The 5,777-nt window shown below is 71.0% G+C and carries 5 protein-coding genes and 1 riboswitch; of the genes, 3 read left to right on the top strand and 2 right to left on the bottom strand.

Annotated features, from left to right (window positions below; genetic code table 11):
• Window positions 1-63: 63 nt before the first annotated feature.
• Window positions 64-210: riboswitch (ZMP/ZTP riboswitch) on the bottom strand.
• Window positions 211-336: 126 nt separating this feature from the next.
• A complete protein-coding gene (locus FUT87_RS15980; protein ID WP_091724385.1) occupies window positions 337-1,188 on the bottom strand; it encodes a lytic transglycosylase domain-containing protein in 852 nt (283 codons plus the stop codon).
• A 308-nt stretch (window positions 1,189-1,496) separates the two neighbouring features.
• Here FUT87_RS15980 and FUT87_RS15975 point away from each other — a divergent pair, with 308 nt between their 5' ends.
• Complete coding sequence (locus FUT87_RS15975) at window positions 1,497-3,050, top strand: UbiD family decarboxylase domain-containing protein (RefSeq protein WP_147241652.1); 1,554 nt, start codon at window positions 1,497-1,499, stop codon at window positions 3,048-3,050.
• A 236-nt stretch (window positions 3,051-3,286) separates the two neighbouring features.
• Here FUT87_RS15975 and FUT87_RS15970 read toward each other — a convergent pair whose 3' ends face one another.
• Window positions 3,287-4,054 carry a YdcF family protein gene (locus FUT87_RS15970; protein WP_091724387.1) on the bottom strand — a complete coding sequence of 256 codons (768 nt, stop codon included), beginning with the start codon at window positions 4,052-4,054 and terminating at the stop codon, window positions 3,287-3,289.
• Window positions 4,055-4,142: 88 nt separating this feature from the next.
• Here FUT87_RS15970 and FUT87_RS15965 point away from each other — a divergent pair, with 88 nt between their 5' ends.
• Together FUT87_RS15965 and FUT87_RS15960 are read left to right on the top strand one after the other, a co-directional pair.
• Window positions 4,143-5,321, top strand: a complete 1,179-nt coding sequence (locus FUT87_RS15965; protein ID WP_147241651.1) for a DUF748 domain-containing protein — start codon at window positions 4,143-4,145, stop codon at window positions 5,319-5,321.
• Window positions 5,322-5,348: 27 nt separating this feature from the next.
• Window positions 5,349-5,777, top strand: a 429-nt coding sequence (locus FUT87_RS15960; RefSeq protein ID WP_147241650.1) for a DUF748 domain-containing protein, incomplete at its 3' end; no start/stop codon positions are given.

Below are 5,777 nucleotides of genomic sequence, written 5' to 3'. Positions count from 1 at the left end.
GCCGCCCGCCCGGCGGCGCATCGGCGCGATCGCGGGGCGCGATGCGGCGACGGATGCCGGAACGACGGCGGCCCAGGCGAACGGCACGGACAGCCGGAGGAGACCCCGGCCGTTCGCGCTTCCCGGTGGTGACCCACCTCGGGCGACGCCTGCGCGGTGAAGGAATCATCACCGGACAGGGCGCCCTGATCGCCAGTTGCGCGAAGCGTGCAGTGTAGCCGCACCGGAGCGGGGCACGGCGCGGGTCGTGACATTGTTCCTGGCTGGAGGCACGCCGACGCGCCAATGAAAAAACGGGTTCCGAGGAACCCGTTTTTTCGAGGCGCGGTGGCTGGATCAGCGCATCACGGCGGTCATCGCGACCTGCTCGCCGCCGGTGGCCGGCGCCGAGGCCGGCTCGCGGATCGGGCGCGGCGCGGACGGGCTGACGTTGCGGCCCTGGACCACCGCCTTGAGCAGGTCCTGCTCGGCCAGCACGCGGGCGGCGTAGCCGGTGTCGTCGGGCAGGTTGGTGGCGCCGACGTAACGACGCAGGCCTTCCTCGAGGCTGCCGGCGCGCTGGATGCATTCCTTGAGCACCTGCACGCCGACGCGCAGGTTGGTGATCGGGTCGAACGCGGCCAGGTTGCCGCCGAAGGCCTCGTACTTGTCGTCGTGCACGCGCGTCATCACCTGCATCAGGCCCTGTGCGCCGACGGCGCTCTGGGCGAAGGGGTTGAAGCCCGATTCGATCGCCATGATCGACAGGATCAGCGTGGGATCGACGCGCGCGCGCTGGCCCACGTCCCAGGCTTCCTTGACCAGGCGGCTGACCGGCTCGGGCGCGACGCGGTAGCGGCGCGCCAGGTAGTTGGCGACCAGCGCCTGCTGGCGGGTCAGCTCCTTGGGATCGACCGCGGTGGCGCGGGTGATCGCCTCGGGCTCGGCCATCAGCGCGAGCACGTCGCCGGAAGCCTCGACGCGCGCCTCGTGGCGGGCGTTGAGCCAGCCCAGCACCTGGCCTTCCAGTTGCTGGCGCAGGTCGGCCTGGCTGGCGAAGACCAGCCCGACGGCGACGACGGCGAAGCCCACCAGGGCGAGCGTGTTGTGGCTGACGACCAGCAAACCCTGGCCGATGTCCTTGATGAACAGCACCAGGGCGGCACGCGCCTGGCGGGGGAGGGATAGCAGGTCCGAACGCGCTGTCATGCGACTCCTTTCTCCGACCACGCCCGGTGTGTGCGGGACGAGTCGCAGATCGCGTTCACTCGTCGGACGCACCCTTGGGGGTGGCGATAATGGGCCGGTTCGGGCGTTGTCGGCGGCTCGGAGGGCTCTCAGAGGGCTCCGGGCGCTTGGCGCGACAGACGGGCGATCCAGCGTCCATTGGCAGCGGACCGGTTTCGCCGTCCCAAGGCGAAGACCGGGATAACCCTGGGGGCCAGGGCAGGGCGCGATTCTATGGATCAACAATAACCCGTCAATAGTATGGGGCTTGTCCATCAAAACTTTTGGTTATGAAGTACCGAGATCTGCGTGACTTTGTGGGCGCTTTGGAAGGCATGGGGGAACTGCGTCGGGTGACCGATCCGGTGTCGCCGGTGCTGGAGATGACGGCCCTCAGCGACCTGGTGCTGAGGGCGGAAGGGCCGGCTCTGCTGTTCGAGCGGCCCACCGGTCACCGCATGCCGGTGCTGGCCAACCTGTTCGGCACGCCGCGCCGGGTGGCGCTGGGCATGGGCGCGGAGTCGACCACCCAATTGAGGGAGGTCGGCCAGTTGCTGGCGACGCTCAAGGAGCCGGAACCGCCGCGCGGCATGCGCGACCTGGGCAAGCTGGCGCAGATGGGCAAGGCGCTGTGGGACATGAAGCCGGCGCTGGTCAAGCGGCCGGTCTGCCAGGAACAGGTGGTCGAGGGCGCGGCCGTCGACCTCAAGCAGCTGCCCATCCAGACCTGCTGGCCAGGCGACGTCGGCCCGCTGCTGACCTGGGGCCTCGTGGTGACGCGCGGACCGCAGCGGATCGCCAACCCCCGGTTGCGCCAGAACCTGGGTATCTATAGACAGCAGCTGATCGGCCGCCGGCAGCTGATCATGCGCTGGCTGGCGCATCGCGGCGGCGCCCTCGATTTCCGCGACTTCGCGATCGCGAATCCGGGACAGCCTTTCCCGATCGCGGTGGCGCTGGGCGCGGACCCGGCGACGACGCTCGGGGCGGTGACGCCGGTGCCGGACACCCTGTCCGAATACCAGTTCGCCGGGCTGCTGCGCGGCTCGCGGACGGAGGTCGCCGACACGCAGGTCGGCGAGGCCGGCCGGATGCTGCAGGTGCCCGCGACTTCGGAGATCGTGCTGGAGGGGCACATCCCGCCGGCGGCGCCCGGCTTCACCGGCCACAGCGAGGACGGCATCCCGCTCAAGGAGAAGGGCGGCTACCTGCACGCGCTGGAGGGGCCCTACGGCGACCACACCGGCTATTACAACGAGCAGGACTGGTTCCCCGTGTTCGAGGTGAACCGCATCACCCAGCGCGACGGCGCGATCTACCACTCGACCTACACCGGCAAGCCGCCCGACGAGCCGGCGGTGCTGGGCGTGGCGCTGAACGAGGTGTTCGTTCCGATCCTGCAGAAGCAGTTCCCGGAGATCGTCGACTTCTACCTGCCGCCGGAGGGCTGCAGCTACCGGATGGCGGTGATCTCGATCAAGAAGGCCTATCCGGGCCACGCGAAGCGGCTGATGTTCGGCCTGTGGAGCTACCTGCGCCAGTTCATGTACACCAAGTTCATCGTGATCGTGGACGAGGACGTGGACATCCGCAGTTGGCAGGACGTGATCTGGGCGATCACGACCCGCATGGATCCGGTGCGGGACACGACGCTGGTCGAGGGCACGCCGATCGATTACCTGGACTTCGCCTCGCCGGTCAGCGGACTGGGCGGGAAGATGGGCCTGGACGCGACCAACAAGTGGCCGGGCGAAACCAGTCGCGAGTGGGGGCGCGTCATCGAGATGCCGGCCGAGCACAAGGCCCGCGCGGCGGATCTCTATCAGCGTTTGTTCGGGGGCTAGGAATGTCCTGATTCCTAGGGGGCGCGGCTTGAATAGGCCGGATGGCCCACCTAAGGTTGTCAGGCCTTTCCGGCACTTCCTCTGGCGCAGTCTCTGCGCGCCAGGAGCCCTGCGGTAGATCGCCGCGGAGCCCCAAAGGCGGCTGGTCCGCCCACCCCCTCCCGTCCGGGATGCCCGGCGCGGAGGGGGTTTCTATTTGGGGCGGCTGCGCGATCCCGGCCCGGCGGATGGCCCGTTCAGTGGCCGGCCAGGTAGCCCAGCCATTCGTAGCCCAGGTAGCGCGCGCGGGCGGTGCCGTCCTGCGACGGCAGCAGGTCGCGCCATTCGAACCCGGACAGCGCCAGGCCCATCGGCGCTGGCACCAGCTCGACCCCGGGCGGCAGTTCCTCCCGGAAGGCGCGCAGCGCCCGGCGCATGTGGACGTCGTGCGTGACCAGCACGACGCGGCGCACGGGCTGGCCGCGGAGCAGCTCGGCGGTGTAGCGCGCGTTCTCGCGGGTGTCGGTGGCGCGATCCTCCTTCGCGGCAAGCTTGAAACCGAACTCCTGCGCCGCGGTGCGCTCGGCCAGCGCGGCCTCGGTCATGCGGTCCCCGGGCTCGTCGCGCGGCGTGCCGCCGGTGAAGATCAGCGGGATGCCGGTGCGGCGCGAGAGCCAGATGCCGTAGCGCAGCCGTTCGATCGACGCCGGCTTGAGCTGCGCGCTGCCGTACTCCGGCATCAGCCGGCGGGCGCCGCCGCCGAGCACGACGATGACGCTGTCCCCCGGCGGGATGTCCTGGAGCCGCTGGATCTGCACGGCCTGCTGCGGGCCGAGCAGGCGCTGCTGCAGCCACAGCGCGCCCAGTTCGGTGCTGCCGACCCAGACCGCGACCAGCCCGGCCGCGAAGAGCGCGCCCGACAACCACCGCCGGCGATGCCGCAGCCACCAGGCGAGCAGCAGCAGCGGAAAGGCGCCGGTGGGTGGCAGGAGGAAGGCAGCGACCGCGTGTATCAGGTCGTTCATCGGGAGCCGGGGATGGGTGTCAGGTGTTGAGGCCCGCCAGCATAATCAGCTTCCTTGACGATTCGACCGGTCCCTGCCGGCTGCGCCCGTGTTCTTCTCCGCTCTTCCCGTCTGGCCCCGGCGCGTCCTGCGCGCGCTCGTGGGCCTGGTGCTGTTCCTCGTGGCCCTGCTGCTGGTCGCGTGGGTGGCATTGCCGATGTGGATCGAGCGGGCGGGCGTGCGGATCGCGACGGAGCAACTCGGCCGGACGGTGACGCTCGGCCGCGCCAGCTTCACGCCGTGGCGGCTGGCGCTGACGCTGGAGGACCTGAAGATCGCCGGCCCCGCGGCGCAGGCGCCGCCGCTGCTGGAGGTGCGTCGTGTCCGGGCGGCCCTGTCGCCACGCTCGCTCTGGCACCTGGCGCCGGTGCTGTCCTCGCTGACGGTAGAGGCGCCGCGCGGGCGCGTCGCGCTGCTGCCGGACGGCAAGACCGATCTGGACGACATCCTCGCCCGGCTGGCCGGGACGCCGAAGACGCCGCCGTCGCCGGACGACGGCCCGGCCGAGGCGGCGCTCTACAACATCGAACTGACCGACGGCGAATTCCGCCTGGACGACCGGACCGCCGGCATGGTCCATGAGCTCAAGGCGCTGCACCTGGGCATTCCCTTCCTGTCGACGCTCGACGCGGACGTCGAGGTGCATGTGCAGCCGCGCCTGTCCGGGCAGTTGAATGGCGTGGGATTCCAGAGCGAAGGCCAGGCGCAGCCGTTCGCGGACACCCGCAGCGCGAGCATGACCGTCAAGCTCGAAGCGCTGGACCTGTCGGCCTATCGCGCCTACTGGCCCAAGTCGCTGCCGATGCGCCTGGCGCAGGGCCGGCTCGACACGCAACTGACGCTCGACTTCAAGCAGCCGCCCGGGCAGGCGCCCGAGGTCAAGATCAGCGGCCGCACCGCGCTGCGCGACCTGTCGCTGCAGCGTGGCGCCGGCGACGGCGTCTGGGCGGACTGGCTGCGCTGGCAGGCGCTGACCGTCGACCTGGCCGACGTCCAGCCGCTGAAGCGGCAGGTGATGCTGCGCGCGGTCACCTTGAAGCAGCCCGAGCTGCTGATGGGGCGCGACGCGCAAGGCCGGCTGTGGCTGCCGGACATGCCGCCGGAGTCGAAGCCGCCGGAGCCCGCAGCCGCCGCCTCGGCGGCCGGTGCCTCCAGAACGCCGCGGCGCCGTGGCGCGTCGGCGTCAGCGCCTGGCGCTGGAAGGCGGCCGTGTCGGCTGGACCGATGAGACGCTGCGTCCGGCCGCCCGCTGGGGGTGGACGCCCTGAGCGTGACCGGCAGCGGGCTGAACTGGCCGCTGGCGGCGAAGGCGGCGCCGGTCGAGATCACCGCCACCCTGGGCGCCGACGGCGCAGCGTCGCCCGCGACGGTCTCCGGCAAGGGCCAGGTCGGCGCGGCCGGCATCGCGCTGGACTGGGCCGTGAAGGACCTGGCGCTGGACGGGCTCGCGCCTTACCTGAAGGCGGCGACGCCGCTGGCCGTGCGCGGCCGATTCGCGACGCAGGGCGCCGTGCGCGCCGGTCCCGGCGGCGAGGACGTCAAGCTGTCGCTGAAGGGGCTCAGCCTGGACGGCTTGGAGATCGCTGACGGCAAGCAGCCGGTGCTGGCGCTCAAGCAGCTGAGCCTGGACCAGGCGGAGCTGCTCCTGGACAGCCGCCGGCTGAGCGCCGGCAAGCTGGCGCTG

The organism is Mitsuaria sp. TWR114, from assembly GCF_007997345.1.
The sequence above is the reverse complement of the archived record's forward strand: the minus strand, read 5'-3'. Positions and strand labels throughout refer to the sequence as shown.